25 protein-coding genes and 2 riboswitches are annotated in these 25,870 nt (G+C 71.1%); of the genes, 11 read left to right on the plus strand and 14 right to left on the minus strand.

Annotated features, from left to right (window positions below; all coding sequences use genetic code 11):
* Nucleotides 1-15: 15 nt before the first annotated feature.
* The 10 genes from ACVCAG_RS37070 to ACVCAG_RS37115 all read right to left on the minus strand — a co-directional run bounded on the left by ACVCAG_RS37070 (nucleotide 16) and on the right by ACVCAG_RS37115 (nucleotide 9,220).
* Nucleotides 16-840, minus strand: a complete 825-nt coding sequence (locus tag ACVCAG_RS37070; protein WP_440071244.1) for a MurR/RpiR family transcriptional regulator — start codon at nucleotides 838-840, stop codon at nucleotides 16-18.
* 250 nt (nucleotides 841-1,090) lie between these two features.
* Complete coding sequence (gene hutU / locus ACVCAG_RS37075) at nucleotides 1,091-2,746, minus strand: urocanate hydratase (RefSeq protein ID WP_447191256.1); 1,656 nt, start codon at nucleotides 2,744-2,746, stop codon at nucleotides 1,091-1,093.
* A gap of 398 nt (nucleotides 2,747-3,144) precedes the next feature.
* Nucleotides 3,145-4,926, minus strand: coding sequence for an ABC transporter transmembrane domain-containing protein (locus ACVCAG_RS37080; RefSeq protein ID WP_440086931.1), 1,782 nt, complete (start codon nucleotides 4,924-4,926; stop codon nucleotides 3,145-3,147).
* A 347-nt stretch (nucleotides 4,927-5,273) separates the two neighbouring features.
* Nucleotides 5,274-5,471, minus strand: a complete 198-nt coding sequence (locus ACVCAG_RS37085; RefSeq protein ID WP_447191257.1) for a hypothetical protein — start codon at nucleotides 5,469-5,471, stop codon at nucleotides 5,274-5,276.
* A 162-nt stretch (nucleotides 5,472-5,633) separates the two neighbouring features.
* The gene (locus ACVCAG_RS37090) at nucleotides 5,634-6,095 is read right to left on the minus strand and encodes a hypothetical protein (protein ID WP_447191258.1); all 462 of its coding nucleotides are present in this window, start codon (nucleotides 6,093-6,095) and stop codon (nucleotides 5,634-5,636) included.
* Nucleotides 6,080-6,304, minus strand: a complete 225-nt coding sequence (locus ACVCAG_RS37095; RefSeq protein ID WP_447191259.1) for a hypothetical protein — start codon at nucleotides 6,302-6,304, stop codon at nucleotides 6,080-6,082. Before ACVCAG_RS37095 ends, ACVCAG_RS37090 begins: the two co-directional genes overlap by 16 nt.
* Nucleotides 6,305-6,373: 69 nt before the next feature.
* Nucleotides 6,374-7,060: a nucleotidyl transferase AbiEii/AbiGii toxin family protein gene (locus ACVCAG_RS37100; protein ID WP_362840868.1), complete on the minus strand. Its 687-nt coding sequence runs from the start codon at nucleotides 7,058-7,060 to the stop codon at nucleotides 6,374-6,376.
* Complete coding sequence (locus tag ACVCAG_RS37105) at nucleotides 7,057-7,497, minus strand: hypothetical protein (protein WP_440086935.1); 441 nt, start codon at nucleotides 7,495-7,497, stop codon at nucleotides 7,057-7,059. Before ACVCAG_RS37105 ends, ACVCAG_RS37100 begins: the two co-directional genes overlap by 4 nt.
* Nucleotides 7,498-7,546: 49 nt before the next feature.
* On the minus strand, nucleotides 7,547-8,299 hold the full coding sequence (locus ACVCAG_RS37110; protein WP_440086936.1) for a hypothetical protein: 753 nt from the start codon (nucleotides 8,297-8,299) through the stop codon (nucleotides 7,547-7,549).
* A gap of 201 nt (nucleotides 8,300-8,500) precedes the next feature.
* The gene (locus ACVCAG_RS37115; protein ID WP_447191260.1) at nucleotides 8,501-9,220 is read right to left on the minus strand and encodes a FadR/GntR family transcriptional regulator; all 720 of its coding nucleotides are present in this window, start codon (nucleotides 9,218-9,220) and stop codon (nucleotides 8,501-8,503) included.
* A gap of 87 nt (nucleotides 9,221-9,307) precedes the next feature.
* Between ACVCAG_RS37115 and ACVCAG_RS37120 the strand changes: the two genes are divergently transcribed.
* Genes ACVCAG_RS37120 through ACVCAG_RS37130 form a run of 3 tightly spaced genes read left to right on the plus strand, consistent with a single transcriptional unit; the run spans nucleotide 9,308 to nucleotide 12,770 of the window.
* Nucleotides 9,308-10,651: a glutamine synthetase family protein gene (locus ACVCAG_RS37120; protein WP_447191261.1), complete on the plus strand. Its 1,344-nt coding sequence runs from the start codon at nucleotides 9,308-9,310 to the stop codon at nucleotides 10,649-10,651.
* Between the two features lie 2 nt (nucleotides 10,652-10,653).
* Nucleotides 10,654-12,000: an aldehyde dehydrogenase family protein gene (locus ACVCAG_RS37125; protein WP_447191262.1), complete on the plus strand. Its 1,347-nt coding sequence runs from the start codon at nucleotides 10,654-10,656 to the stop codon at nucleotides 11,998-12,000.
* 5 nt (nucleotides 12,001-12,005) lie between these two features.
* Nucleotides 12,006-12,770 carry a 3-oxoacyl-ACP reductase gene (locus tag ACVCAG_RS37130; protein ID WP_447191263.1) on the plus strand — a complete coding sequence of 255 codons (765 nt, stop codon included), beginning with the start codon at nucleotides 12,006-12,008 and terminating at the stop codon, nucleotides 12,768-12,770.
* A 59-nt stretch (nucleotides 12,771-12,829) separates the two neighbouring features.
* On the opposite strand, the gene ACVCAG_RS37135 is transcribed toward ACVCAG_RS37130, so the two are convergent.
* Nucleotides 12,830-13,849 carry a substrate-binding domain-containing protein gene (locus tag ACVCAG_RS37135; protein WP_440086941.1) on the minus strand — a complete coding sequence of 340 codons (1,020 nt, stop codon included), beginning with the start codon at nucleotides 13,847-13,849 and terminating at the stop codon, nucleotides 12,830-12,832.
* Between the two features lie 353 nt (nucleotides 13,850-14,202).
* Here ACVCAG_RS37135 and ACVCAG_RS37140 point away from each other — a divergent pair, with 353 nt between their 5' ends.
* The 5 genes from ACVCAG_RS37140 (at nucleotide 14,203) to ACVCAG_RS37160 (ending at nucleotide 20,316) form a co-directional block, all read left to right on the plus strand.
* Nucleotides 14,203-14,898, plus strand: coding sequence for a gamma-glutamyl-gamma-aminobutyrate hydrolase family protein (locus ACVCAG_RS37140; protein ID WP_447191264.1), 696 nt, complete (start codon nucleotides 14,203-14,205; stop codon nucleotides 14,896-14,898).
* A 73-nt stretch (nucleotides 14,899-14,971) separates the two neighbouring features.
* A riboswitch (glycine riboswitch) is annotated at nucleotides 14,972-15,070 on the plus strand.
* A riboswitch (glycine riboswitch) is annotated at nucleotides 15,071-15,165 on the plus strand. It abuts the riboswitch before it with no gap.
* Between the two features lie 33 nt (nucleotides 15,166-15,198).
* On the plus strand, nucleotides 15,199-16,290 hold the full coding sequence (gene gcvT, locus ACVCAG_RS37145; RefSeq protein WP_447191265.1) for a glycine cleavage system aminomethyltransferase GcvT: 1,092 nt from the start codon (nucleotides 15,199-15,201) through the stop codon (nucleotides 16,288-16,290).
* Nucleotides 16,287-16,679, plus strand: coding sequence for a glycine cleavage system protein GcvH (gcvH, locus tag ACVCAG_RS37150; RefSeq protein ID WP_440086944.1), 393 nt, complete (start codon nucleotides 16,287-16,289; stop codon nucleotides 16,677-16,679). The genes gcvT and gcvH overlap by 4 nt, the downstream gene beginning before the upstream one ends.
* 73 nt (nucleotides 16,680-16,752) lie before the next feature.
* The gene (locus ACVCAG_RS37155) at nucleotides 16,753-18,129 is read left to right on the plus strand and encodes an L-serine ammonia-lyase (RefSeq protein ID WP_447191266.1); all 1,377 of its coding nucleotides are present in this window, start codon (nucleotides 16,753-16,755) and stop codon (nucleotides 18,127-18,129) included.
* Between the two features lie 93 nt (nucleotides 18,130-18,222).
* Complete coding sequence (locus ACVCAG_RS37160) at nucleotides 18,223-20,316, plus strand: hypothetical protein (RefSeq protein ID WP_447191267.1); 2,094 nt, start codon at nucleotides 18,223-18,225, stop codon at nucleotides 20,314-20,316.
* Between the two features lie 224 nt (nucleotides 20,317-20,540).
* Here ACVCAG_RS37160 and ACVCAG_RS37165 read toward each other — a convergent pair whose 3' ends face one another.
* Nucleotides 20,541-21,203: a DUF6286 domain-containing protein gene (locus ACVCAG_RS37165; protein ID WP_440086947.1), complete on the minus strand. Its 663-nt coding sequence runs from the start codon at nucleotides 21,201-21,203 to the stop codon at nucleotides 20,541-20,543.
* Nucleotides 21,204-21,343: 140 nt separating this feature from the next.
* On the opposite strand from ACVCAG_RS37165, the gene ACVCAG_RS37170 reads away from it, so the two are divergent.
* Together ACVCAG_RS37170 and ACVCAG_RS37175 are read left to right on the plus strand one after the other, a co-directional pair.
* Nucleotides 21,344-22,450 carry an RNA-guided endonuclease TnpB family protein gene (locus tag ACVCAG_RS37170; RefSeq protein WP_440086948.1) on the plus strand — a complete coding sequence of 369 codons (1,107 nt, stop codon included), beginning with the start codon at nucleotides 21,344-21,346 and terminating at the stop codon, nucleotides 22,448-22,450.
* A 265-nt stretch (nucleotides 22,451-22,715) separates the two neighbouring features.
* A complete protein-coding gene (locus ACVCAG_RS37175; protein ID WP_440086949.1) occupies nucleotides 22,716-23,909 on the plus strand; it encodes an amino acid deaminase/aldolase in 1,194 nt (397 codons plus the stop codon).
* Between the two features lie 235 nt (nucleotides 23,910-24,144).
* Here ACVCAG_RS37175 and ACVCAG_RS37180 read toward each other — a convergent pair whose 3' ends face one another.
* Nucleotides 24,145-24,660, minus strand: coding sequence for a hypothetical protein (locus tag ACVCAG_RS37180; RefSeq protein WP_440086950.1), 516 nt, complete (start codon nucleotides 24,658-24,660; stop codon nucleotides 24,145-24,147).
* A gap of 120 nt (nucleotides 24,661-24,780) precedes the next feature.
* Nucleotides 24,781-25,110: a DUF3618 domain-containing protein gene (locus tag ACVCAG_RS37185; protein ID WP_440086951.1), complete on the minus strand. Its 330-nt coding sequence runs from the start codon at nucleotides 25,108-25,110 to the stop codon at nucleotides 24,781-24,783.
* A 111-nt stretch (nucleotides 25,111-25,221) separates the two neighbouring features.
* Between ACVCAG_RS37185 and bcp the strand changes: the two genes are divergently transcribed.
* Nucleotides 25,222-25,686, plus strand: coding sequence for a thioredoxin-dependent thiol peroxidase (bcp, locus tag ACVCAG_RS37190; RefSeq protein ID WP_447191268.1), 465 nt, complete (start codon nucleotides 25,222-25,224; stop codon nucleotides 25,684-25,686).
* The last annotated feature ends 184 nt before the right edge of the window (nucleotides 25,687-25,870 follow it).

A 25,870-nucleotide genomic window follows, 5' to 3' on the forward strand; every position in this document is an offset into this window, starting at 1 on the left:
GGGGCTCTCGCGCCGTCAGTCGAGCTGCTCGGTGAAGACCCCGGCCTGGTCGGTCATCCGCTCGTACTCCTCCAGCCGGGCCTGCGTGCGCAGCGGTGCCGCGTCGGCCATGGCCTCCACCAGCACCATGGCCAGGGCCAGCGGCGCCGCGTGCGAGTCGAAGACCAGCCGCTCGCCGACGGGGGCGGCCAGCACCACGTCGGCCTCGAAGGGCACGTCCCGCCGGTCGGTGATCACCGCCGTACGCAGGCCGAGGTCGCGGGCGCCCCGCAGGGCCTGCACCGCCTCGGCCGGGTAGCGGGGCAGGACCACCGCGACCAGCCAGCCGGCCCCCGCCCGGCGCGCGGCGTGCAGCCCGTCGGCCAGCTCCGAGCCGCCGTGGGTCAGCAGGCGGACGTCGGGGTGGATCCGGCGCGCGAAGTAGGCGAACGTGGTCGCCAGCCCGCTCGACACCCGCAGGCCCAGCACCGGCAGGGGCTCGCATCCGGCCAGGTTGGCACCCAGCTCCGCGAGGTCGGAGGGATCGCTCAGCGTGTCGCGCACGCTCCGCAGGTTGTCGATCTCCACGTCGATCGCGGTCTGCAGGTCGTTGGCCCGAGACGGTTTCCTGCCGCCCACGACGAGGGGCCGCAGCGCCTGCCTGAGCTCGGGGTATCCCGCGAACCCGAGGACCACCGCGAACCTCGTCACCGACGGCTGGCTCACCCCGGCCCGGTCGGCCAGCTCCACGCTGGACAGGAAGACGGCCTCGGACAGGTGGTCGCCCAGGTAGCGCGCGATCCGCCGCTGGACGGGCGACAGCCGCCGCCCCTCCAGAAGCCGATCGAGTCCGTCGCCCACGCCCCCTCCAACCGCTCGAAGGCCCACGAGCATTCCCTCCCCCCGTCCCGCCCCGATGTCGTTCATACACCCGGCCGGGAGGAAGCGAGCGGCGCCCGGAGGATTCACTCCCCGGAATCGGGGCGCGGCACGGGGCACGGGGGCCGGGACACGGACCGACGCACGCGGATCGGGACACGGATCGGGACACGGATCGACGCACGTACGGCCCGGTCACGACCCGCGTATCCCGGTCACGACCCGCGCCCGGTCAGGACTCGCGCATCGGGATGCGCACGCCTCGCTCCTCGGCCACGGTGACGGCCTCGTCGTACCCGGCGTCGACGTGCCGGATGACCCCCGTGCCCGGGTCGTTGGTGAGGACCCGGTTGAGCTTCTCGGCGCCGAGCCTGGTGCCGTCGGCCACGGTGACCTGCCCGGCGTGGATGGAACGGCCGATGCCGACGCCGCCGCCGTGGTGGATGGAGACCCACGCGGCGCCGGAGGCGACGTTGAGCATGGCGTTCAGCAGCGGCCAGTCGGCGATCGCGTCGGAGCCGTCGGCCATGCCCTCGGTCTCCCGGTAGGGGCTCGCGACACTGCCGCAGTCGAGGTGGTCGCGGCCGATCACCAGCGGGGCCTCGATCTCTCCCGAGGCCACCATGTCGTTGAACCGCTCCCCGGCCAGGTGACGCTCGCCGTACCCGAGCCAGCAGATGCGGGCGGGCAGTCCCTGGAAGTGGACCTTCTCCCCGGCCAGCCGGATCCACCTGGCGAGCGGCTCGTTGTCGGGGAACAGCTCCAGGATCGCGCGGTCGGTCTTGGCGATGTCGGAGGCGGCGCCGGACAGCGCGGCCCAGCGGAACGGGCCCTTGCCCTCGGAGAACAGCGGCCGGATGTAGGCGGGCACGAAACCGGGGAAGTCGAACGCGCGGGTGTAGCCCGCGAGCTGCGCCTCGCCCCGGATGGAGTTGCCGTAGTCGAAGACCTCGGCTCCGGCGTCCTGGAAACCGACCATGGCCTCCACGTGGGCGGCCATGGCCTGGCGGGCCCTGCGGGTGAAGCCCGCCGGGTCCTTCTCCCGCTCGTCGGCCATGTCCTCGAAGGCCACGCCGATCGGCAGGTACATCAGCGGGTCGTGGGCGGACGTCTGGTCGGTGACGACGTCGATCTCGGCGCCCCTGCGGAGCAGTTCGGGCACGACCTCGGCCGCGTTGCCCTCGACCCCGATGCTCAGCGGCCTGCGCTGGTCGCGGGCCTCGTACGCCAGGCGCAGCGCCTCGTCGAGGTCGGCGGCGCGGACGTCCAGATAGCGGTGCTCGATCCGCCGGTCGATCGACCTGGGGTCGCAGTCGACGCAGATCGCCACGCCGCCGTTCATGGTCACGGCCAGCGGCTGGGCACCGCCCATGCCGCCGAGCCCGGCGGTCAGGGTGATCGTCCCGGCGAGGCTCCCGCCGAACCGCTTGGCGGCCACGGCCCCGAAGGTCTCGTAGGTGCCCTGCAGGATGCCCTGGGTGCCGATGTAGATCCAGGAGCCGGCCGTCATCTGCCCGTACATGGTCAGCCCGGCGGCCTCCAGGCGCCGGAACTCCTCCCAGTTGGCCCAGTCGGGCACCAGGTTGGAGTTGGCGATGAGCACCCGGGGGGCCCACTCGTGGGTGCGGAACACCCCGACGGGGCGGCCCGACTGCACCAGCAGTGTCTCGTCGCCCTCCAGGGTGGTCAGGGTACGGGTGATCGCGTCGAAGGAGCGCCAGTCGCGGGCGGCCTTGCCCGAGCCGCCGTAGACGACGAGCTGTTCCGGATGCTCGGCGACCTCGGGATCGAGATTGTTCTGGATCATGCGGAGCGCCGCCTCCTGCGGCCACCCCTTGGCGGTGAGCGTGGTACCGCGCGGCGCGCGCACGATCCGGCTGCCGGACATGCCCGACCTCCCCCTCAGGAATGAATGAATGTATTCATATTTGGTCACCCGGAGGCTACAGGTCAACCCGGAAAAGGGGGTGCCGCGGGCAGCACGCCCGCGACACCCCCGGTGGTGGCCGTAACGATCGTCACGCCCCCATCCTCGTCCCGCACGGACGGGACCGGGTGATCGAATGCGGCGAGCGCCCGATGGGCGCTCCGATGCGAAGGAGAGGCTTCGCACAGGCGGGGATTCCCGATTCACCGGACAGCGAATCAGCCCCCCGGCCCAGTGTCCGAATTATTCCTTTATGAGCGATATGAATTTACACAACCGAGCCAGTGGCCGCAGGACCAGGTGGGCGCCGGGAACCACGGCCGGCGGTGCCGGCCGACGGCCGGCACCGGGGCGCGACCCTAGGTGGGCAGCAGGAACTGGGTGGTGGCCAGCTCGCGGTAGAGGGCGTCGTCGGCGAGCAGCTCGTCGTGGGTGCCCACGGCCCGCACCCGCCCCGCCTCCATCACCACGATCCGGTCGGCCCCCGCCACGGTGGAGAGGCGATGGGCGATCACCAGCACGGTCGTCTCCGCCGCCACCTCCGCGATCACCTCGCGGAGCCGCAGCTCGTTGACCGCGTCGAGCTGGGAGGTGGCCTCGTCGAGCAGCAGGAGCCGGGGGCTGCGCAGCAGGGCGCGGGCGATGGCGACCCGCTGGCGCTCGCCGCCGGAGAGCATGATCCCCCGATGGCCGACCCGGGTCTCCAGCCCCTCGGGAAGCCGGGAGACCAAATCCTCCAACCGGGTGCGGGCGAGGACCCGCCAGATGTCGGCCTCGTCCACACCCGGCGCGGCGAAGACGAGGTTCTCCCTGAGCGTCCCGTCCAGCACCGGCGCGTCCTGCTCGACGTAGCCGAGACAGGCGCGCAGCTCGGCGAGCGGCCAGTCCGCGATGTCGCGGCCGTCGATCGTGATCGTCCCCGCCTGCTGCTCGTAGAACCGCTCCAGCAGGGCGAAGACCGTGGACTTGCCCGCCCCCGAGGGCCCCACCAGGGCGGTCAGCCCGCCCGCGAGCACCTCGAAGGAGACGTCGTCGTGGACGACCGGCCTGTCGTCGCCGTAGCGGAAGGCGACGCCCTCGAAGACGACCCCGGCCGGGACCCTGCCGACCTCGTACACCGCGCCGTCCGCCGCCTCGGCGGGCAGTTCCTCGATCTCGCGGATCCGCTTCACCGCGGCCAGGCCGTTCTGCACCTGGGTGAAACCGTTGACCAGCTGGCCGATGGGGGCGACCAGGTAGAACAGGTACAGCAGGAAGGCGATCAGCGAGGAGACCTCCAGCGAGCCCGAGGAGACCCGCGCACCGCCCACGCCGAGCACGGCCACGAAGGCCAGCTGCGCGGACACCCACGCCGAGACACCGGCGATCGAGGTCAGCCACGCGACGGCGATCCCGCGGTCGCGCGCCTCGCGGGCCGCCTCGCCCACCGCGGCGATCTCCCGCTCCTCGGCGCCGCTGGCCTTGACCGTGCGGAACGCCTGGAGCACCCGGTCGAGGACCGCGCCCATCTCGCCGACCGCGACCTGCGCCTGCATCGAGGCGCGCTGGATGCGGGGCATGATCAGGCTGACGAACCCGCCGACCACGACCAGCACTCCCAGCGTGATGAGCAGCAGCACCCCGTCGATGACCGCCATCATCACCACGGCGCCCACGAGCATGAACAGCGAGCTGACCGTCTCGACCACACCGTTGGTGAACACCGCCCGCAGCAGCGTGGTGTCGGAGGTCACCCGGGACATCAGGTCACCCGGCTTGAGCCGGTCGACCTCGGACACCCGCAGCCGCAGCATCCGGTCGACCAGGGTACGGCGGGCGGAGAAGACGATGCCCTCGCCCATCCGCTCCAGCACGTAACTGCCCAGCGCGCCGATGGCCGCGCCCAGGAGCACGGCGGCGGTCAGGCCGAGCACCGGGCCGAGCAGGGAGCGCTGCTCGCCGAAGGCGTCGATGACCGTCTTGGCCAGGAGCGGCATCGCCAGCCCGGCCAGCGAGCCGACGAGGCTGAGCACCCCGCCCAGCAGCAGCGCTCTGCGGTGGGGCCTTATGTACGCGACCAGCAACCGCCAGGACGCGGTCTCGGGCCGCGCGTCCCCCGGCCCCGTGTCGTCCCTGTCCCCCGGCCCCGTGTCCCCCGGCACTGTTTCGTCCGGCAATGTGACCCCCGGCAATGTCTTCCTCTCCGAAGCGACGTGGACGGCCTCCGGCCGCTTTTCCTGTCTACCGCGCATGAGTCCGTCTCGAGCGTCTCGCCCTGTTTCGTCGACAAAAGTCGATGCCGTCAACATAAGTTGACGGCATCGGCGTTGTCAATCCAGGTTGACCTCAAGGGGCGCACGAAGTGCGGGTGACGGGGAGTCCGCGCGGTCGCGGGAGGGTCGGGGGGCGCCTCGGGGCGGTCCGCCACATGCCGGTGTCCCGCCGATGCGGAGTCGGCTCCGAGGAGCCCATCGGCGGGACACCGGTGGCCGGTATGGCCGTGCGGGGGTCAGCGGCGGCGGGCGCCGTACTCCTTGCGCATCTCCGCGACGGTGTCCAGGATCTCGTCCTGGGTCTTCAGAAGCTTCGCCTCGGCCTCCTCGGTCCTGGCCTCGGCCACCTTCCGGCGGTTGCCCGTCCGGCCGGCGAGCTTCAGCTTGGCCCTGGCCTTCATTTCACGCAGGTTGAGCTTCTCCATGAGACCCATGATCAGCACCCTTCGGCAGAGAGGACCGTCAACTGCCCGGCGGGCGGCCGAGTATGCGTCACAGGAGTTTTCCCGTCCCTCTCGGGTCCCCGGCCTCACCACCGGCCCGCCTCCGGCGGCCCTCCGGATCCGGCGGGCCGGTTCTCCGAGTTCGGCGGACTTCTAGAGAGGAACCCACCCCAGCGGAGAGGCCCGCCTGAGCCTGGCTGCGGCGATCAGCTTGGGCACGCGTGAGGCGTCGCCGGACGTCACCCTCGCCGGCCCGCTTCCGGTGGCGGCGGTCGCGACCACGAGGGCGTCGACCACACATTCGTGTCCGTCCAGACCCGTGTCCTCAAGCAGCAGGGCGGCGAGGTCGGCGACCGCCTCAGAGGCGGGAATCACCGTCAGGCGTGACCGCTGCCAGGCCAGGCGCCTACCCACCTGGCCGGTACGGCGCACCTCGGCCAGGGTCACGATGCTGATCGCGGGAACGAACCCCTCCTGCCGGGCGACCGCGATACGCGCCACGATCCTGGGATCGTCCTCGGCGAGAAGCGAGAACGGCTGAGCGTCGAGAACGAACAGTGGGGTGGGAAACGCGACCTCCGGCGGCGCGTTCCGCCCTCTCACTCTCCGTGCCACGCGCGTCTGGCTTCTTCCAGATCCGCCTCCGACAGAGGAGCGACCCTGGTCTCGTGGTCCTCCACGATCTCCTGAGCCTTCAACAGCGCGAGCCCGTACCCGACCGACTGATCGACGAAGTGTGAGAAGCCCCGGGGACCCGTCCTGGACTCCACCTCCTCTGCGACGGATCGGCGCAGGGTGACCGACTTCTTGATCGTTGGATCCACGGGCCGAGGCATGGCCATACGCCAACTATGCCACTGCTGGTGGCATAGTTGGCGTCCTTTTCCGCTTCCTCAGTCGGGGTCGGGGACGTCGTCGTATTCGACGTCGCCCTCCTCGGCGCGGCGCAGGCCGATGTCCTCCACCCAGGCGCAGGCGAACCGGCGGATCTCCATGATCTGCTCGCCGTCCACGCCGTAGGCCTCGAAGTCCTCGTCGGCGATCAGGTCGACGAACTCCAGCCGCATCACCAGCTCGGCGAGCGAGAACTCCTCGTTGTGCAGGCGGGCGAGGTGTTCGAGCTCGCGGAAGCCGTACAGGTGGGAGACCGAGGCGATGTCGATGACGTCGCGGGCGAGGCTGCGCTCGTGCAGGGCCCGCATCTTCAGGCCGACCGCGTCGTCCAGGGAGACGACGGAGACGTCGCCGACGATCACGGGCTGCCGCTGGAACGCCTCCCTGAGCAGGTCGAACTCGCAGCTCTGCTCGGTCACCGGGTCGCTGACCACGAGGCGGCCCATCCGGGGCGTCACCTCCGTCAGGGTGACCTCCAGCCCGGCCTCCCTGAACGCCTCGGCCATTCCCTCGGCGACCTCGGGCAGCGGCGTCTCCGCGGCGGTGGCGAAGTCGAGGTCGTTGCTCGGGCGTTCGGTGAGGCCGTGCGCGTTCATCGCGTAACCGCCCGCCAGGACCAGCCCGAACCGGGTGCAGGCGGGCAGCGCGGCCTCCAGCATCCGCTGCTGGAAGGGAGGCAGGATCATCGTTCCCACCCCGGCGTCACGGCGCCCGCCCCGGTGTCACGACCCGCCGCGGTTTCCCGTACGGCGTCACGCCCGCCCCCGGACCCCGCCCCGGTGTCACGGCCCGCTCCGGCGTCAGGCCGCCACCCCAGGGCGGCGATCTTGGTTTCCCAGGCCCTCCGGTAACTCGGCCCGATGCCCCGGCGCAGGGTCGGCCAGTCGGCCACGAGGAGCTCGGCGTTCAGATACGACTCGGCGTCGGACCGGCCACCGCCGGTGATGACCGTACGGTAGAGGCTCATTCGCAGCAGCGGGTTCACCAGGTCGAACTCGGTGAGCCCGGACCAGCCGAGATGCACGGGCAGGGCGACCGTCCCCGTCGCCGGACCGCGCAGGTCGGCCAGCGATTCGGGGACGCGCTGCTCCACGCCGTCCCATCGGGACGGAAGCGTACTCACGTCCCCCAGTATGCCCGCCATTCGCCCGAGGTCCACGGGGCGCGCGGGCTCAGAGGCGGGAACGGCGGCGGGTGGAGGGGAGGTCGTGGCGGCCGGAGAGGAACTCCTGGAAGGCGATCTTGCCGCGGATCACCGGGCGGCGCCAGCGCTCCTCGCGGCCCTCGGCCCTGGCCATCTTGCGGGGCTGCGGGCGCCGGGAGTCCGGCGCGAAGAACCAGTGTGCCCAGGGCGATCCCGGGCGGGCCAGCCGTACCGCGCCGGGCACCAGGAGGATCGGGACGAACAGTCCGGCGAGACCCGTCCAGATCTTGCCCTTGAGCAGCGTGATCACGGCGAGCGCGAGGTTGGTCACGATGAAACCGACCGTCAGCAACGTGCCGCGGGGTTCGCTGTCGTAGTCCTCCCAGCCGAGGGGGCGCAGGCCGAGCAGGAGCAGGGCGGTGATCGCGACGGCGATGAACACGGCGTCGACCGACGCGCGCCCCTCCTCCTCCCAGTAGACGTCGTGCAGGTGCAGGATCAGCGCGAACTCGTCCAGGATCAGGGCGGCTCCGGTGCCGAAGACGGCGGCCGTCACCGCGTACCAGCCCTCGGAGACGCCCGAGACGACGAGACCGGACACCCCGCCGAGCAGGGTCAGCACCACCCCGAAGACCACGTGGTGGATGTGCATCTCACCCACGTTGACGTTGCCGAACCAGCCGATCTTGGCCCGGATGAGCCGGACGTTGATCCTGGTGAGCAGGAAGACGACGATCAGCGCGACGAAGAAACAGAACAGCGGCAGCCGTCCTGTGTCCATGATTCGCTCTCGGAACAAATCCCCCACCGTCCCCCCAGGCTATGCGAGGGAGGCCTCCCGTCAGGCACGGGAGGCACGACGGCACGGCGGTTTTCCCGGGCGTCCGCGCGGGGCACGGGCGCCCGCACGAGGTACAGGCGACCGTTGCGAGGCCTGGGCGTCCGCGCGAAACGCGGGCGCCCGCGCGTGGCACGCCGCGCGTCAGGTGAGGAACCCGCGCAGCAGCGCCGCGGTCCCCTCGAGGTGCTCGGCCACGGCGCGGCTCGCGCCCTCCGGGTCCCCGGCCAGGATGGCCGTCACGATCGCCTCGTGCTGGACCGCGGCGTGCTCGATGTTGCGCTGGAGCACCGGGATGGCGTTGAGCAGGTCGGCGACCCGGAGCCTGGCGTCGGCGCAGGCCCCGGCGAGCAGGGCGGAGCCGGTCAGCTCGGCGATGGCGAGGTGGAAGGCCGTGTCGAGGCGGCGGTAGTCGTCGGGCCCCGCCGAGTTGACCTCGCGCAGCCTCTCCCGCAGTGCCTCGCGCCGCTCCCCGGTCAGCGGGGCGGTGGCGAGCACCTGGGCCGCGCCGCACTCGACCGCCATCCTGAAGGTGAGCGCGTCGGACAGGTCGTCGGTGCCCATGTCGGCCACGGCCCTGCGCAGGTCGTCCCGGTGCGGGCGGGGCGGGGCGTAGGTGAGGAAGGCTCCGCCGTACCGGCCGCGGCGCACCTCCAGGTAGCCCGCGTCCTGCAGCTCGCGGATGGCCTCGCGCAGGGTGACCCTGCTGATGCCGAGCTGGGCGGCGAGCTCCCGCTCGGGCGGCAGTTTCTCGGCCACCAGCCCCAGTTTGATGACCTGGAGCAGGCGCTCCACGGTCTCCTCGAACGCGTTGCCCGCGCGCACCGGCCGCAGCACGGCGGTCAATCGCGACACCTCGTCCAATTATCCCCTCCGGCCCTTGACAAGGCTCCCCCCGCTACACGTCAATGGTCTGACACTAGCCCAATAGGACCCCGACGAGGAGGGCATGTGGACGTCACCGAGCTCCACGACGAGGTGCGGGCAGGGCGGATCGACACCGTGCTGCTGGCGGTCGTCGACATGCAGGGGCGTCTTCAGGGGAAACGCCTGTCGGGGCGCTACTTCCTGGAGGAGGTGCTGCGGCACGCCTCCGAGGGCTGCAACTACCTGCTCGCGGTGGACGTCGACATGAACACGGTCGACGGGTACGCCATGTCGTCGTGGGAGCACGGATACGGCGATTTTGTTATGAAGCCCGACATGTCCACTCTGCGCCGCGTGCCGTGGCAGGAGGGGACGGCCCTGGTGATGGCCGACCTGGTCTGGGAGGACGGCTCCGACGTGACCGCCTCGCCGCGCCAGATCCTGCGCCGGCAGCTCGCCCGGCTGGACGAGCGGGGCTGGGGCGCCTTCGTCGGGACCGAGCTGGAGTTCGTCGTCTTCGACGACACCTACGAGGACGCCTGGCGCCGCGGCTACCGCGACCTGACGCCCGCCAACCTCTACAACGTCGACTACTCCCTCCTGGGCACCGCCCGGGTCGAGCCGCTGCTGCGCAGGATCAGGCTCGGCATGGAGGGCGCGGACATGTACGTCGAGTCGGCCAAGGGCGAGTGCAACCTCGGCCAGCACGAGATCGCCTTCCGCTTCGGCGAGGCCCTGTCCAGCTGCGACAACCACTCGATCTACAAGAACGGCGCCAAGGAGATCGCCTCCCAGGAGGGCATGGCGATCACCTTCATGGCCAAGCCGAACCAGCGCGAGGGCAACTCCTGCCACATCCACATCTCGCTGCGGGACGCGGACGGGGAGCCGGTCATGGCCGGTTCCGGGTCACACGGCCTGTCGGCCGTGGGACGGCACTTCATCGCCGGGCAGATCGCGCTGATGCGCGAGCTGACCCTGCTGTACGCGCCGAACATCAACTCCTACAAGCGGTACGTGCCGGGCAGCTTCGCCCCCACCGCGGTCAAGTGGGGCGTGGACAACAGGACGTGCGCGCTGCGCCTGGTCGGCCACGGCCCCTCGCTGCGGATCGAGAACCGGGTGCCCGGCGGCGACGTCAACCCCTATCTCGCGGTCTCGGGGCTGATCGCGGCCGGCCTGCACGGCATCGAGAACGAGCTGCCGCTCGAGGACGCGTTCACGGGGAACGCCTACTCGTCCGGCGCGGAGACCGTGCCGAGCACGCTGCGGCACGCGCTGGAGCTCTGGGAGGGCTCCGGGTTCGCGACGGCCGCCTTCGGCGAGGACGTCGTGGCGCACTACGCGAACAACGCCCGGGTCGAGCTGGCCGCCTTCGACGCGGCGGTGACCGACTGGGAGCTTTTCCGGGGATTCGAACGGATGTGAACATGAAGATCATCAACCCGGCGACGGAAGAGGTCGTCGCCGAGGTCGGGATGGCGGACGCCGCCGAGACCGACCGGGCCGTGGAGCGTGCCAGGCGGGCGTTCGCGACCTGGCGGAACGTCGGCCCGGGAGACCGGGCCCGGCTGCTGCGCCGTTTCGCCTCGCTGGTGCGCGAGCACGCGGAGGAACTGGCCCTGCTGGAGGTCGCCAACTCCGGGCACACGATCGGCAACGCCCGCTGGGAGGCGGGCAACGTCGCCGACGTGCTCGACTTCTACGCGGGGGCGCCCGAGCGCAACCACGGCCTGCAGATCCCGGTGCCCGGCGGGCTGGACGTCACCTTCAGGGAGCCGCTGGGCGTCGTCGGCGTGATCGTGCCGTGGAACTTCCCGATGGTCATCATGACCTGGGGGCTGGCCCCGGCGCTGGCCGCGGGCAACACGGTGATCGTCAAGCCCGCCGAGTGGACGCCGCTCACCGCGCTGCGGGTGGCCGAGCTGGCCCTGGCCGCCGGCCTGCCCGAAGGGGTCTTCCAGGTCCTGCCCGGGGCCGGGGAGGTGGCGGGCGCCCGGCTGGTCGAGCACCCCGGCGTGGCGAAGATCGTGTTCACCGGCTCGACCGAGGTCGGCAAGGAGATCGCCGCCACCTGCGCCGGGCAGGTCAAGCGCCTCACCCTGGAGCTGGGCGGCAAGAGCGCCAACGTGGTCTTCGCCGACGCCGACCTGGAGCGGGCGGCGGCGACCGCGCCTTACGCGGTGTTCGACAACGCGGGCCAGGACTGCTGCGCGCGCTCCCGGATCCTGGTCGAGCGCTCGGTCCACGACGAGTTCCTGGCCCGGTTCGGGGAGGCGGTGCTGAACGTCAGGGTCGGCGACCCCCGCGACGAGGCCACCGAGATGGGCCCGCTGATCAGCGCCGAGCACCGGGACCGGGTGGCCTCCTTCGTCACCGAACCGCCCCACCTTCAGGGCGCGTGCCCGCCGGGGCCGGGGTTCTGGTTCCCCGCGACGGTCCTGACGCCCCGGTCGGCGGACGACCGGGCGTTCACCGAGGAGATCTTCGGGCCGGTGGTGTCGGTGGTGCCGTTCGACGACGAGGCGGACGCCGTGCGGATCGCCAACGACACCCCGTACGGCCTGAGCGGGTCCATCTGGACCCGCGACGTCGGCCGGGCGCTGCGGGTGGCCAGGGCGGTCGAGGCGGGCAACCTCAGCGTCAACTCCCATTCGAGCGTCCGCTACTGGACCCCGTTCGGCGGTTTCAAGCAGTCGGGCCTCGGCCGCGAGCTGGGCCCCGACGCCCTGTCAGCGTTCACCGAGATCAAGAACGTCTTCATTTCCGAGGAGTAGTAGCGATGCTGCGTTTGCAGGACCGGGTCACCGTCATCACCGGCGCCGGAAGCGGGATCGGCCTGGCCACCGCGCGCCGGTTCGCCGAGGAGGGCGCCCGCGTCGTGTGCGTGGACCTGGACGAGACGACCGGTCCGGCGGCCGCCGACGAGGTCGGCGGGCTGTTCGTGCGGGCCGACGTGACCAGCGAGGACGACGTCGCCCGCGCGTTCCGGACCGCGTTCGACACCTACGGCAGCGTGGACGTCGCGTTCAACAACGCGGGCATCTCGCCGCCGGACGACGACTCGATCCTGGAGACCGGCATCGACGCCTGGCGCCGGGTCCAGGAGGTCAACCTCACCTCGGTCTACCTGTGCTGCAAGCACGTCATCCCGTACATGCGGCGGCAGGGCAAGGGGTCGATCATCAACACCGCGTCGTTCGTGGCCGTGATGGGGTCGGCGACCAGCCAGATCTCCTACACCGCGTCCAAGGGCGGGGTGCTGGCCATGTCGCGCGAGCTGGGCGTGCAGTTCGCCCGCGAGGGCATCCGGGTGAACGCCCTGTGCCCGGGGCCGGTGAACACGCCGCTGCTGCAGGAGCTGTTCGCCAAGGACCCCGAGCGGGCGCAGCGCCGCCTGGTGCACATCCCGGTGGGCCGGTTCGCCGAGGCGTCCGAGATCGCCGCCGCGGTGGCGTTCCTCGCCTCGGACGACGCCAGCTTCATCACCGGCTCGGAGTTCCTGGTGGACGGCGGCATCTCCGGCGCGTACGTCACCCCGTTCTGACGCCCGTCACCGGCGTCCCCGGCACGCCCGTGCCGTCCGCCACCCCGTGACGGCGTCGGTCACCGGCGTCCCGGCACGCCCGTGCTGCCCCGTGGCGTGAGCCGGGCCGTCTCGGTCCGGACTCCGGTGACGTGCTCACCGGCGATCAGCGCCAGCAGGCTCCGCGCGGCCTGCGCCCCGGAGTGGGGGATGTCCCGGCCGAGAGCGGTCAGGGCCGGTCGCACCACCTGGGAGAGGGGCGAGTCGTCCCAGGCCACGAGGGACAGGTCCGCGGGCACCTCCAGCCGCATCTCCTGCGCGACCGAAAGCCCGGCGACGGCCATGATGTCGTTGTCGTAGACGATCGCCGTCGGCCGGTTCGCGCCGCTGACCAGCCGCCGCGTGGCCCGCGCGCCCTCCTCGCCGGTGTAGTCCGTGTGCACGATGGAGTGACCGGCCAGGCCGAGCTCGTCGCACGCGGCGGTGAAGGCCTGATCGCGCAGGACGGTGTGCACCAGCGCGGGCAGCCCGGCGACCCTGGCGATCCGGCGGTGGCCGAGTGCGGCGAGATACTCCACCGTCTCCCGCATGGCCGCGCCGTCGTCGGACCAGACGGCGGCGAGCGAGCCCGTCTCCGACGGATGGCCGATCACCACGGCCGGCAGGTCCAGCTCCTCGATCTCGGGGATGCGCGGGTCGTCGAAGTGCAGGTCGACCAGGATGACGCCGTCGACGCGGCCCTCTCCCCACCACCTGCGGTGCACCTCCGCCTCCTGCGCGTGGCCGGTCACCACCTGCAGGAGCAGGGCGTAGGAGCGGGCCGACAGCTCGCCCTCGATGCCGCTGATCAGCTCCATGAAGAACGGTTCCATCCCCAGGAACCGCGCCGGGCGGCACACGGTCAGGCCGACGGCGCGGGCCCGTGCCCCGTTCAGCGCGCGCGCCGCGCTGTTGGGCTGCCAGCCGATCTCCCTGGCGATGGCCTTGATGGTGTTCCTTCTCGCCTCCGACACGCCCGGCCGGTCGTTCAGCGCGTAGGAGACCGCGACCTTGGACACCCCCGCGCGACGAGCGATGTCGGCGATCGTCGGTCGCTTCACGAGACCCCCACCTGAACCGGTTATTCGACGCTTTTCCGCTGCGCACCCTACTACGCTCGTCTCACCCTCCGACGCTCTCCACGGCGGCCGGTGACCCGCGGTGATCGCCGGACCACGGCGGAACGCCCATGCCCGCGGCGACACCGGCGGCGGCGGCTTCGCCACCTCCCCGGCGGCGGATCCGCTTAACCACTTAACCCCCGCCACCCGCCGCGGCTCCGCCCGCACCCCGGCGGCGCCCCGCCCGTACCCCGGCGGCACCGGGGCTCGTCGGGGCCGGTAACGTGCGGGAGGGCGCCGGGATGGGCACACGGTGCCGGGACCTCGGTGCAAGCACGGCGAAACAGGAGACCATGTCCCGTCCCGTCATCGGCATCACCTGCTACGTCGAACCCGCGCGGTTCACCGTCTGGGAGACGACCACCGCGCTCCTGCCGTACGACTACGTCGACCACGTGGCCCGCGCGGGCGGGCAGCCGGTGATCCTGCCCCCGGCGGGCGACCCCGCGACGCTGGCGGGACGCCTGGACGGGCTGATCCTGGCCGGCGGCGGGGACGTCGGCCCGGAGCGGTACGGACAGGAGCCGCACGAGCGGACCGGCTACGTACGGCCGTTCCGCGACGACGCGGAGCTGGGGCTGGTCCGGGCGGCGCTGGAGCGGGGCCTGCCCTTCCTGGGCGTCTGCCGAGGCATGCAGATCCTGAACGTCTCGCTGGGCGGCACCCTGCACCAGCACCTGCCCGACGTGGTCGGCCACCCGGGGCACGCCCCGGCTCCCGGCCGCTACGGCAGGATGCCGGTGTGGCTCGCCCCCGGCAGCCGGACCTCGAAGATCTTCGGGGCCGAGACCGCGGACGTGGCCCACTACCACCATCAGGCCCTCGACCGGCCGGCCGCGGGCCTCACCGTGACCGCCCACGCCGAGGACGGCACGATCGAGGCCGTGGAAGTGGACGACCACCCCTTCGCCGTCGCCGTCCAGTGGCACCCCGAGACCGACGACGAGTCGGCCCTGTTCGAGGCGCTGGTACGCCACGCCATCCCCTGACCGGCGCGGATCGGGGCGGCGAGGGGATTTCGCTCGGCCGGTTCGGGCGGTTAGGCTGGCCGCTGACACCGATGAACCCCGTGCGGGAGAGCGTCCTGACACCCAGGCCAGGACCCCTGAAGGAGCAAGCCCTCCCCGCGAACCTCTCAAGGCAAAGGACCGTGCGGGTAGGTGCCCTCTGGAAAGCAGGTCCCACGGCCTCGCCGAAGGTGAAAGTCCGGTAAAACCCGGATGAAACTCTCAGGCACCGACGACAGAGGGGGAGGATGCTCTCATCTGTCCCTTGTCTGAGGTGCGCACATGTCCCGACCTACGCCGCTGCGCGGCGTGCACGAGTCCCTCGGCGCGACGCTGACCGACTTCGCGGGCTGGCTGATGCCGCTCCGCTACGGCAGCGAGTCGGCCGAGCACAACGCGGTCCGCCAGGCGGCCGGCCTGTTCGACCTCTCCCACATGGGCGAGATCTTCGTGACCGGGCCGCAGGCCGCGGAAGCCCTCGATTACGCGCTGGTCGGCCACCTGTCCGCGCTGGAGCCCGGCCGCGCCCGCTACACGATGATCGTCGACGCCGAGGGCGGCGTGCTGGACGACCTGATCGTCTACCGGCTCGCCCCCGCCGAGTTCATGGTCGTCGCCAACGCCTCCAACTACCCGCGGGTGGCCGCCGAGCTGACCGACCGCGCCAAGGGCTTCGACGCCGCGGTGGACGACCGCTCAGAGCGGTACGCGCTGGTCGCGGTCCAGGGCCCGCGCTCCGCGGAGATCCTGGGCGCGCTCACCGACGCCGACCTCGACGGGCTCAAGTACTACGCCGGCCTGCCCGCCGTCGTCGCGGGCCGCGAGGCCCTCGTCGCCCGTACGGGCTACACCGGCGAGGACGGCTTCGAGCTGTTCGTCGCGGCCGAGGACGCGGAGCCGGTCTGGGCCGCCCTCACCGAGGCGGGCGCGCCGCACGGCCTGATCCCCGCGGGCCTGTCCGCCCGCGACACCCTCCGCCTGGAGGCCGGGATGCCGCTCTACGGCAACGAGCTGTCGGCCGGGCTGACCCCGTTCGACGCCGGGCTGGGCCGTGTGGTGAGGTTTGACAAGCCGGGCGACTTCGTCGGCCGGGCCGCCCTCGAATCACGCAAGGACGTCCCGCCGTCCCGCCGCCTGGTCGGTCTGATCGCGACCGGCCGCAGGGTGCCCCGGCACGGGTACCCGGTGGTGGTCGCCGGCGACGGCACGGTCGTCGGCGAGGTCACCAGCGGGGCGCCCTCCCAGTCACTGGGCAGGCCCATCGCCATGGCCTACGTGGACAACGGCCTGTCGTCAGGACTGGCCGTGGACATCAGGGGCGGCCACGAGCCGGTCGAGGTCGTCGCACTGCCTTTCTACAGGAGGAAAAAATGAGCAGCATTCCCGAGGAACTGCACTACACCAAGGAACACGAGTGGATCTCCGGCATCGATGACGGCCTGACCCTCACCGTCGGCATCACCGCCTACGCCGCCCAGGCGCTGGGCGACGTGGTCTTCGTGCAGATCCTCCCCGAGGTCGGTTCGACGATCACCGCCGGCGACGCGGTCGGCGAGGTCGAGTCGACCAAGTCGGTGAGCGACATCTTCGCACCGGTCTCCGGCGAGGTCGTCGAGGTCAACCAGGCCGTCGTGGACGACCCCTCGCTGGTCAACAGTGACTCCTACGGCGACGGCTGGCTGTTCCGCGTACGCCTCGAGGGCTCCGCCGACGACCTGCTGTCGCCGGAGGAGTACGCCGCGCTCACCTCGGGTGAGTCCTAAGCCTCTCCCCCCTCGCGTCACGGCCACGCGCGTCCGGAGGGCGCGCGTGGCCGTCCACGCTGGAAGGATTCAGATGACGATCAGCGTCTTCGATCTCTTCAAGATCGGAATCGGCCCGTCCAGCTCGCACACCGGCGGCCCGATGTCCGCCGCCCACAAGTTCGCCCGCGGCCTCCACCAGGACGGGCTGCTGGAGAAGACCGCCCGGGTGAGCGCCGTCCTGTACGGCTCGCTGGGCCTGACCGGCAAGGGCCACGGCAGCGACAAGGCCGTGCTGCTCGGCCTGTCCGGCGAGAAGCCCGAGCTGGTCGACGTCGACACGGTCGACGAGCGGCTCGCCGCCATGCGCGAGTCCGGCACCCTCTCCCTGTACGGCTCCCGCGAGATCCCCTTCGTCATCGGCGAGGACCTCGTCTTCGAACGCAAGATCTCGCTCCCCGGCCACCCCAACGGCATGCGCTTCACCGCGCTGTCCGAGTCCGGCGAGACGATCCGCGAGAAGGTCTACTACTCGGTGGGCGGCGGCTTCGTCGTCGACGAGAACGCCACTGGTGCCGACCGGATCAAACCCGACGACACCGTCCTGCCGTACCCCTTCACCACGGCAGCGGAGCTGCTCGCCCAGTGCGCGGAGACCGGGCTGTCGATCTCCGGGCTGATGCTGGAGAACGAGCGGGCGTTCGGCCGCACCGAGGCCGAGATCCGCGCCCAGCTGCTCGTGCTGTGGCAGGTCATGAGCGAGTGCGTGCGGCGCGGCATCGGCAAGGAGGGCGTGCTGCCCGGCGGCCTGAAGGTCCGCCGCCGCGCCCACCAGCTCCACCGGCAGCTGCGGAGCGAGTCGCCGGAGAAGGACTCGCTGCAGACGATGGACTGGGTCTCGCTGTTCGCCCTCGCGGTCAACGAGGAGAACGCCGCCGGAGGCCGCATCGTCACCGCGCCCACCAACGGCGCCGCGGGCATCATCCCGGCCGTGCTCACCTACTACGACCGCTTCACGAAGGACTCCGACGACGAGGGCGTGATCCGCTTCCTGCTGACCGCGGGGGCGATCGGCGTGCTGTTCAAGGAGAACGCCTCCATCTCCGGCGCCGAGGTCGGCTGCCAGGGCGAGGTCGGCTCGGCCTGCTCGATGGCCGCCGCCGGGCTCACCGAGGTGATGGGCGGCACCCCGGAGCAGGTCGAGAACGCCGCCGAGATCGGCATCGAGCACAACCTGGGGCTGACCTGCGACCCGATCGGCGGCCTGGTGCAGATCCCGTGCATCGAGCGCAACGCGGTCGCCTCGATCAAGGCCATCGCCGCCGCCAGGATCGCGATGCGCGGCGACGGCCGCCACTTCGTCTCGCTGGACAAGGCGATCAAGACGATGCGCGACACCGGCCGCGACATGCTCGACAAGTACAAGGAGACCAGCCGGGGAGGGCTCGCGGTCAACGTCATCGAGTGCTGACCTCAATCCCTATCAAATTTCGCATCACGTGCAAGACCCCCCGAGCCCACGCCTATGCTGGGTGGCCATGTGCGCGGGACTCGGGAGGTCGCGGTGGTAACGGGAACGCACCCGGCAAGCCGTTCCCGTCGCTCCCAGCGCCCCGCGAACCCCTCCCGCCCCCTGCGGGTGCTCCGCTTCCTCGGGTCGCACTGGCTCTTCATCACCGCCCTGCTGGCGGGCGGCGGCCTGCGGCTGCTCGCCATGCTCGGCTACCGGCCCGCCCTGTGGTTCTGGGCCGACTCCTTCGTCTACCTGAACGCGGGGCTCGACCCCCGCCCCCTGGAGTCCCGCCCGGCGGGCTACGCGCTGTTCCTGTGGATCCTCAAGCCGCTGTCGAGCATCCCCGCGGTGGTCGCGGTGCAGCACCTGCTCGGACTGGCCGTGGCCGTCTGCGTCTACCTGCTGCTGCGCAGGCTGGGCGGGTTGCCGGGGTGGGGCGCGACGCTCGCCACGCTGCCGGTGCTGCTGGACGTCTACCAGCTCCAGCTCGAACACCTCGTCATGGCGGACCTGCTCTTCCAGTTCCTGGCGGTGCTGGCGGTCACGCTGCTGCTGTGGCGGCGGCGCCCCGCGGTGTGGGTCGCGGCACTGGCCGGAGCGCTGCTGGCCGCGGCGACCGTCACCCGCACGATCGGGCTGCCGCTGATCGCCGTGGCACTGGCCTGCATGCTGATCCGCCGGGCCGGATGGCGGGCGGTCGTCGCCGCGACGCTGGCCGCCGCGATCGGCCTGGGCTCGTACGCGGCCTGGTTCAGAGCCGAGCACGGCAGCTACGGGCTGACCAGGGGGAACGCCTTCCTCTGGGCGCGGACGATGACCTTCGCCGACTGTTCCAGGATCCACCCGGCCGGTCCCGAGGCGGCCCTGTGCCCCGTCGAGCCGCTCGGGCGGCGCGCGGCCCCGCCGGTCTACATCTGGGACGGCGGGTCGCCGCTGAACAAGGTCAAGGGCAGCTGGGCGGAGCGCGACGCGCTCGCGGGCGCCTTCGCCACCCAGGCGATCATGGCCCAGCCGTTCGACTTCCTGCGGGCGGGCCTGGCGGACGCGGCCCACATCTTCGACTGGAACCGGCGCGTCTACCCGGCTCCCGGGCCGCAGAGCGCCTACGTCTTCCCCGACACCGTACGGCCCTTCTCCTCGGGGGCGGCCTCGCAGGGAAAGACCGCCGAGCAGCTGACCGTGGCCTACCAGGGCTCGTCGGGGGCGCCGGTGATGGTCGAGCCGTACGCGGGCTGGCTGCGCGGCTACCAGGAGTACGCCTTCGTGCGGGGCCCGTACCTCGCGGTGATCCTGCTGGTCGGCCTGGTCGGGGTGCTGATGCGGCTGCGGCGGTTCGGCGGCGCGGTGCTGCTGCCCTGGGCGGCGGGGACCATGCTGCTGGTCCTGCCGCCCTTCATCGCGGCCTTCGACCACCGCTACGTCATCCCCGCCCTCCCGCTGGCCTGCCTCGCCGCCGGACTGGCCTTCGGGGTCAGGCACGAGGAGAACGAACCCGAGGCGGTGGACGGGAAACCGGACGAGGACCCGCCGTACGAGGGCCCCGGCGACGAGGACCCGTCGTACCGCACGACGGCCGAGCGGCCGGTGTACGCGAGCCCCGTCGGGGAGTCGGGGTACGGGCCGGGGTCGTACGACGAGCAGGCGCACCGGGATGGCGCGTACGGAAGCACCGCGTACGGGGGCACGACGGAGCCGCCGGTGTACGGCGCGACGGGCGAGCGATCCGCGTACGGCGTCACCGGCGAACGGCCGGCGTACGGCGTGACGGGCGAATGGCCGGTGTCCGGAGGGACGGGCGGGCGGCCGGGGTCCGGAGGAACGGCCGAGCGAGCGGCGTACGGCGCGACGGGCGAGCGGCCGGTGTCCGGAGGGTCAGCGGCGGCGGACGTGCAGGCGAACCACCACGCCGAGTTCTACCTCCCCGAGCGCTCGTCGGACCTTCCCCACCGCGTCCCTGTTCAGCCGGGCCACGAGTTTGCCGACATCGGTCGCGGGCGCGCAGCCCACCCCGATGCGCAGCCGCTCGTGCCGTATGTACCTGACGCGGACACGGGTGAGCCCTTCGACTTCTTTAAGAGCAACCCCGAGCATGGCGGTCCCCGTCCCGGACCGCCTGCCCCACCGTCCCCATCCCAGGGTGTGTAGCAGCCACCGCACCGCCAGGAGTGCCAGCGCCACCAGCAGCAGCGCCACCAGCCAGCCCAGCCACGGATGCGCGGCCAGCCAGCCAGGGAACCCCTTGCGCACGAGCCTGGCCCCGGGCGAATGGCCGGGAATGTCACCGCGTCCTCGCAGGAAGGCGTAGAGTCCCGCGCACACCAGCACCGCCCCGGTGACGGCCAGACCGATCCGGTTGCCCAGATAGGGCCTCATCGCGCCTTCTTCCTGCGCAGCCGTACGACGACGTCACCCGCGCACATCGCGCCCAGCCCGGACAGCCGGTCACCCACCGCCGCGCCCACCCGGCGCAGCACGGGCCCGGTCCGCTCGGCGTCGGTGAACACGGTGACCTCGACGATCCGCGACGTGAGCCGGACCCGGGCCCCGTTCACCTCGTCCACCGCCTCGGCGGCCTCCCGCAGCGTGCGGCGGAGCCCGGACCTGGTGATGCCGATCACCATGTGCGGGTCTCCCGACTCCAGCGGCACCAGCCGGGCCCGGCCCGGCAGCACGGCGAGCGCGAGCATCACCAGGCCCACCGCCATGGCGAGCGTCGACGCGGCGAACGTGGCGGGATCCGACCAGTTCCACGCGCCGGCCCCGTTGACGAGCCGCCGGTAGGGCACCCGCGCGACCGGCGACTCCATGAGCAGGCCCACCGTCACCGAGGCCGAGACCACCAGCACGGCGGACACCGTCAGGGCCGCGGGAACACCGGCGGGGGTCCTTCCCGGCCGCAGCAACCGCACCGACCTGCGCCGGACGTCCTGGAACTGCTCGGCCGCCGCCTTGCCTCCCGAGCCGCCGGTGGTGGTCCCCGCGCCGCCGGTGCCTCCCGAGCCCGCCAGGATGTCCTGGAGAGTAGTCGTCATCTAATAACTCCCGTGGATACTCCGGCCTTCAGGCCGGGGAGGAAGCGGGAGCGGGAAAGGGCTGTGGCGCCTGAGCGTGCCTGGACCCGCGCGACCCACTCCAGCCGATACTCAACTGATCTTGTTATATTGTGTGAGGAATGGCGCAGACCGTGAAGCGGGCGTTCAAGTTCCGCTTCTACCCGACCCCCGAGCAAGCCGAAGAGCTTGCCCGGACGTTCGGCTGTGTCCGCCTCGTCTACAACAAAGCCCTCGAACACCGCACCCGCGCCTACACGATCGAAGGCCGGAAAGTCTCCTACGTGCAGTCGTCGGCCACGCTCACCGAGTGGAAGAAAACCGACGACCTCCTCTTCTTGAACGAGGTGTCGTCGGTCCCGCTCCAGCAGGCCCTCAGGCACCTTCAAACAGCGTTCACGAACTTCTTCGCCAAGCGGGCGAAGTATCCGGCGTTCAAGTCCCGCAAGAAGTCCCGGCTGAGCGCCGAGTACACGCGATCTGCGTTCAAGTACCGGGGCGGTCAGATCACCCTCGCGAAGATGAACGCGCCTCTGAATGTCGTGTGGTCGCGTCCGCTGCCCGAGAGTGCGGAGCCGTCCACGGTAACCGTGTCGAAGGACGCGGCAGGGCGCTGGTTCGTGTCGATCCTGTGCGAAGACCGCATCGCCCCGCTTCCTGCGGCCGCGAACGTGGTCGGGGTGGACGCGGGCATCACGGCGTTGGCCACGCTCTCCACTGGAGAGAAGATCACCAATCCGAGGCACGAGCGGGCCGATCGCCGCAAGCTCGCCAAGGCTCAGCGCAACCTCGCCCGTAAGAAGAAGGGTTCTGCGAACCGGGCCAAGGCGAAGCTCGCGGTCGCCCGCGTCTATGCCCGTATCGCGGATCGGCGCCGCGATCATCTGCACAAGGTCACCACACGGCTTGTTCGCGAGAACCAAGTGATCGCCGTGGAAGACCTCACCGTGCGGAACATGGTGAAGAACCGCAGCTTGGCCCGCGCCATCTCCGACGCCTCCTGGCGTCAAATGCGGGAAATGCTGGAGTACAAAGCGCAGTGGTACGAGCGGGAACTGCTGGTCGTTGACCGCTGGTTTCCCTCGTCGAAGCTGTGTTCGGCATGCGGCACGATCCATCGGTCCATGCCGCTGGGCATCCGAGACTGGGTGTGTGCCTGCGGCACCGTTCACGACCGGGACGTCAACGCCGCGAAGAACATCTTGGCCGCCGGGCTGGCGGACAGGTAAAACGCCTGTGGAGCTGATGTAAGACCTCAAGGAGAGTCCTCTTTGGCGGGCAGTTGGCAGTGAAGCAGGAACCCTCACGGGCGACCGTGAGAATCCCCTCCCTTCGGGGAGGGGAGGATGTCAAGTGTGCGCGTTCGGGCAGGGCCGAGCCAGGAATCAACCACCCACTTGCGTGATCTTGAGGCCCTCCTGGCGGGAGCATTGACCACCCGTCCAGCAACATGAATATTGCTCATATTCGTGGGGGCCGGGTTATCCTGCGAACATGGACGACCGCCAGCGCTACGACCGGGCCACAGCGCACCTGGAACCCCCCTTCGCCGTCCTCGACCTGCCCGCCCTGCGCGCCAACGCCGAGGGAATGGTCCGCCGGGCCGGGGGCAAACCGATCAGGGTCGCCAGCAAGTCCATCAGGTCCCGGGCCGTGCTCGAACGCGTCCTCGCCATGGACGGCTTCACCGGCATCATGGCCTTCACCCTCCCCGAGGCCCTCTGGCTCGTCTCCACCGGGATGCGGGACGTGCTCGTGGCGTACCCCACCGTCGACCGCGCCGCGCTCGCCGAGCTGGCCGCCGGCCCGGTCGCGGCACGGGAGATCACGATCACGGTGGACCACGCCGAGCACCTGGACCTCATCGAGTCCGCCGTCTCCGGAGTCCACGACCGCCACGAGATCCGGCTCTGCCTGGACGTCGACGCGGGCTACCTCGCCTTCGGCGGCCGGTTCAGGGCGGGGGTCCGCCGCTCCCCCATCCGCGAGATCGGCCAGGCCGCCGACCTGGCCACCGAGATCGCGAAACGGCCCGGATTCCGGCTCGTGGGCCTGATGGCGTACGAGGCGCAGATCGCCGGAGTCGGCGACGACCCTCCGGGCAACCCCGTCCTGACCCGGGCCGTCCGCCTGATGCAGGCCCGGTCCCGGCGCGAGCTGATCACGCGCAGGGGCCGGATCGTCCAGGCCGTCCGCCAGATCACCGACCTGGAGTTCGTCAACGGCGGCGGCACCGGCAGCATCGAGAAGACCGCCAAGGAGAGGGCCGTCACCGAGATCGCCGCCGGATCCGGATTCTTCCACCCCCGCCTGTTCGACTTCTACCGGGGATTCACCGGCCGGCCCGCCGCCCTGTTCGCCCTGCCCGTCGTACGCCGCCCCGCCCCGGGCGTCGTCACCGTCCTCGGCGGCGGCTACCCCGCCTCCGGCGCTCCCGGCGACAGCCGCCTGCCCCAGCCCTACCTGCCGTGCGGGCTGCGCTACGACGCCGACGAGGGAGCCGGAGAGGTGCAGACCCCCCTCGTCGGGCAGGCCGCCGAGGACCTGCGCGCCGGCGACCGGGTCTGGTTCCGGCACGCCAAGGCGGGTGAGCTCTGCGAGCGCTTCGCGAGCCTGCACCTGATCGACGGGGACGAGGTCGTGGACGAGGTCCCCACCTACCGGGGCGAGGGCCGTACCTTCCTCTGACCCGCCGCCCCTGTCTCCTCCCCGGATCCACGGCTGGAACTCCGGCAGAGCGGCGTCCCTTCCGGACCCGGCCCCGTCCGGAACACGGGAGCGGACCCCGGCACGAGGAACGGGCACCCGCCGCTCCAGCGGCGGGTGCCCGTTCCTGCCACACCTCTGCCCCTCCCCCGGGCACTACGGCCCCCGGCGCTCCGCGCCCGGAGAGACCGCGCTCCCGAGGAACCTCAGGGGGATCTCAGAAGCCCAGGTCGAGCTCTTCCCACCTGCTGCACCTGTGGGTCGACCAGCTCCGGTACTTGACCTGACAGGTCTTGACCCGCACCTCGCTGACGTCGTGCGCCGTGACGCGGAAGCGCTTGGTGTCGTCGTAGCTGCACAGCCTGTCGCGCTTGGCGACGTCCCAGTCCTCGTCCTCGGACGAGACGACCTGGACCTCGACGTAGGCGCAGCGACCGCCCTGGCGGAACGTGCGCCTGTCACCGTCGTACAGCTCGCCCCGCAGCCTGAACGTGTTGTCGTCCTCCTCGTCGCCCCTGACCGAGTACTCGGCCTCCAGCGTGGCCAGGCCGTTCCTGGACTCCTGCTCGAAGCTGTCGTCGACGTCACGCGCCGAGGACGCCGAGGACGCCGAGGACACAGCCGACGCGGACGAGGCGGACGCCGGTGTCGCGGCGAAGGCGGCCGGAGCCACCGTCAGCACGAGACCCGTGGTCGCCACCACCGCGATCGCGGCGCGAATGATGTTTTTCATGGATTTACCCCTCCCTTTCACCTACCCGCGATGTTCCGCGAGCGGGAAAAAGGTCACATGAGTAAACCCCTACTCAATTCGGGGCCGCCGACCGGTCGTCGGCGACACCGGAACCCCCGGTCAGCGACGCCGGCGCCGCCACAACACGACCACCGCGCCGAGCGCCAGCACCGCCCCCACCCCGATCAGGATCGGCGCCAGGTCCGGCCGGTCGTCCGCCCACAGATCCTCGGGCTCGCCGGCGAGCCTGACCGGCTTCGGTCCCGTCACGCCCACCATGTCACCGACCTGGGTGACGAGATGCTCCGCGTTCGCCCTGACCTTGGCCACACCGCGTGCCGCGACCCGCTTGGGGCTCACCCGGTCCGCGATGGCGTCCACCGTCTGAGCCAACTCCGCGCGCGTGCGCTCGATCTGCCGCTCCAACTCCGCGGGATCGGTGTCCGCCATGGCGCTCCTCCCCTACTCCTTGACATTGATCAGTCTGTCAGGTCCTGCCCACCCACGGCACTTCGGACAGGCCGGTAAGTTGACCGGGGAACCATTCCTCGGAGGAACACCATGAAACTCGAGCCGGGCGACGCCGCCCCGGACTTCACGCTTCCCGCCGCCGACGGCACCACCGTGTCGCTGGAGACACACCGCGGTCGGCGCGTCATCCTCTACTTCTACCCCGCCGCGATGACCCCGGGCTGCACCAAGCAGGCCTGCGACTTCCGCGACAGCCTCGCCTCGCTGACCGCGGCCGGATTCGCCGTGCTCGGCGTCTCGAAGGACAGCCCGGCCAAGCTCGCCAAGTTCGCCGAGCACGACGCCCTGACCTTCCCGCTCCTGTCCGACCCCTCCCTCGAGGTCCACAAGGCCTACGACGCGTACGGGGAGAAGATGATGTACGGCAAGACGACCGTCGGGGTCATCCGCTCCACCTTCGTCATCGACGCCGACGGAAAGATCGAGAAGGCTCTCTACAACGTGAAGGCGACCGGCCACGTGGCCCGCCTCCGCCGCGAACTCGGCATCGACTAAAATGAACCTTTTTCAACTTGTTGTCGCAGGTCAACAGGCGGTGAGCGGATGACCGAGGCTGCATGGCCCGCAGGGATGCGGGCCATGCGGCGCTCAGATGGCACCCGAGGGAGTTGCTCCGTCGCTGTTCTGGAGCCTGTGCAGGGCAGGATGGAAAAGGCTCCTTGGTAGAGGGCCGACTACG

Source organism: Streptosporangium sp. G12 (assembly GCF_052983175.1).

Bases quoted from the DNA above. Each gene is read 5' to 3' on its own strand.
- ACVCAG_RS37110 (WP_440086936.1), bottom strand. From the start codon at position 8,299: ATGGACACAGGACGGCTGCCGCTGTTCTGTTTCTTCGTCGCGCTGATC.
- ACVCAG_RS37170 (WP_440086948.1), top strand. From the start codon at position 21,344: ATGGCGCAGACCGTGAAGCGGGCGTTCAAGTTCCGCTTCTACCCGACC.
- bcp (WP_447191268.1), top strand. From the start codon at position 25,222: ATGAAACTCGAGCCGGGCGACGCCGCCCCGGACTTCACGCTTCCCGCC.
- hutU (WP_447191256.1), bottom strand. From the start codon at position 2,746: ATGTCCGGCAGCCGGATCGTGCGCGCGCCGCGCGGTACCACGCTCACC.
- ACVCAG_RS37155 (WP_447191266.1), top strand. From the start codon at position 16,753: ATGACGATCAGCGTCTTCGATCTCTTCAAGATCGGAATCGGCCCGTCC.
- ACVCAG_RS37140 (WP_447191264.1), top strand. From the start codon at position 14,203: ATGTCCCGTCCCGTCATCGGCATCACCTGCTACGTCGAACCCGCGCGG.
- ACVCAG_RS37125 (WP_447191262.1), top strand. From the start codon at position 10,654: ATGAAGATCATCAACCCGGCGACGGAAGAGGTCGTCGCCGAGGTCGGG.
- ACVCAG_RS37130 (WP_447191263.1), top strand. From the start codon at position 12,006: ATGCTGCGTTTGCAGGACCGGGTCACCGTCATCACCGGCGCCGGAAGC.
- ACVCAG_RS37185 (WP_440086951.1), bottom strand. From the start codon at position 25,110: ATGGCGGACACCGATCCCGCGGAGTTGGAGCGGCAGATCGAGCGCACG.
- ACVCAG_RS37165 (WP_440086947.1), bottom strand. From the start codon at position 21,203: ATGACGACTACTCTCCAGGACATCCTGGCGGGCTCGGGAGGCACCGGC.
- gcvT (WP_447191265.1), top strand. From the start codon at position 15,199: ATGTCCCGACCTACGCCGCTGCGCGGCGTGCACGAGTCCCTCGGCGCG.
- gcvH (WP_440086944.1), top strand. From the start codon at position 16,287: ATGAGCAGCATTCCCGAGGAACTGCACTACACCAAGGAACACGAGTGG.
- ACVCAG_RS37175 (WP_440086949.1), top strand. From the start codon at position 22,716: ATGGACGACCGCCAGCGCTACGACCGGGCCACAGCGCACCTGGAACCC.
- ACVCAG_RS37180 (WP_440086950.1), bottom strand. From the start codon at position 24,660: ATGAAAAACATCATTCGCGCCGCGATCGCGGTGGTGGCGACCACGGGT.
- ACVCAG_RS37085 (WP_447191257.1), bottom strand. From the start codon at position 5,471: ATGGGTCTCATGGAGAAGCTCAACCTGCGTGAAATGAAGGCCAGGGCC.
- ACVCAG_RS37100 (WP_362840868.1), bottom strand. From the start codon at position 7,060: ATGATCCTGCCTCCCTTCCAGCAGCGGATGCTGGAGGCCGCGCTGCCC.